Source organism: Marinobacter sp. UBA5687, assembly GCF_002420325.1.
GTDB lineage: Bacteria > Pseudomonadota > Gammaproteobacteria > Pseudomonadales > Oleiphilaceae > Marinobacter > Marinobacter nauticus.
Genome location: NZ_DIHV01000116.1, coordinates 4685 through 5901 on the forward strand (window position 1 = coordinate 4685; position 1217 = coordinate 5901).

A 1217-nucleotide genomic window follows, 5' to 3' on the forward strand; every position below is an offset into this window, starting at 1 on the left:
ACACCGGAGCAAGGCCTTTAACGCTCTTGTTTAGCGGCGCCCTGACAAGGGCGTCCGGTGTAGGGCCGCGTGGCCCGAAACGTACTACAACTATTTGTTAAAGGCTTTTGCAGTAAGCGCTCGGTAGCCACTACAACACCGACGATATTGTCTGAAAGACGCTCACAACTGTCAGGAACCCGCCAATGACGATCAGTCGTCTTTGAGAGAGATCGATGCCCTGAATCAGAACAAAGGTTCCGACCAAGCCGCTGAAAAAGCCTCCGCTAAACTGGGCACCACCAACCGCATAAACAAACACCAAGTAAACCACTGCCAGCAAATACAGCAATACTCGTAACGGCTTAAACTCAAAACGCTTGTAGTAGGCTTGGTCTTCTGGAGAAAGATCTTCCTTGTTCACCGGGAACTCCCTTTAGCCTTTAACGCTGAGGTAACCGGTGCAGGAGCGCCAGCGGAGGGAACCAAAAGCGGTACGCTTTTGGCGTCCGGTTGACCGCCTTGTTAATGGCCGTTCACCACCGTGGTTGAGCCAAAACCAAGTGCCGCATACCCTCTCCCGGACAGATTGCACCAATTCGACGGATGGCGAAAGGAACCAGAACGCAAAAGCTGCCAGCCCGATAACCGTTTGAGACGGACGGCCCCATGACTGGGGCACGCCATGAATACCAACACCGCTGACCACTTTGGCAACCAAACCAGACGGCGAACTTTCCGGCCTTGGCCATCACCAAAGTGAGCTGGCACTGCAACCAATCCCGATGCCAAGGCCTTTGCACGGCACCAGCCAAAAACCTACAAGTGCCTGGCCATTAACGCTGAGGTAACCGGCGCCGGAGCGCAGCGGAGGGAACCAAAAGCGGTACGCTTTTGGCGTCCGGTTGACCGGCTGGTTAGTGGCCGGTCACCACCAAGGTCTCCCCTGGCACCCAACGCTGAATGCTCTCTCCCGAACAGCTTGCACCAACCAGACGGATAGCGAAAGGAACCAGAACGCAAACCGCACCAACCCGATTACTGTTTGAACTGGACGGCCCCGCGACTAGGGCACGCCATGAATAACCATGCTGCGGGTGACTTTGGCAACCAACCCCGACAGCAACTTTTCCGGCCTTGGCCATCATCACCATAAGCGGCTTTGCAGCCAAACCAGGTGCCAAGGCCTTTGCACTGAGCCCGGCAAAAATGAAGACGGCCCGGGCCAATAACGCTGA

General features: G+C 55.7%; 1 protein-coding gene. It reads right to left on the bottom strand.

Going from position 1 to position 1217, the window contains the following annotated elements:
• Positions 1-130 precede the first annotated feature (130 nt).
• A complete protein-coding gene (locus tag B3Y70_RS12035; RefSeq protein ID WP_286893498.1) occupies positions 131-403 on the bottom strand; it encodes a hypothetical protein in 273 nt (90 codons plus the stop codon).
• Positions 404-1217 lie beyond the last annotated feature (814 nt).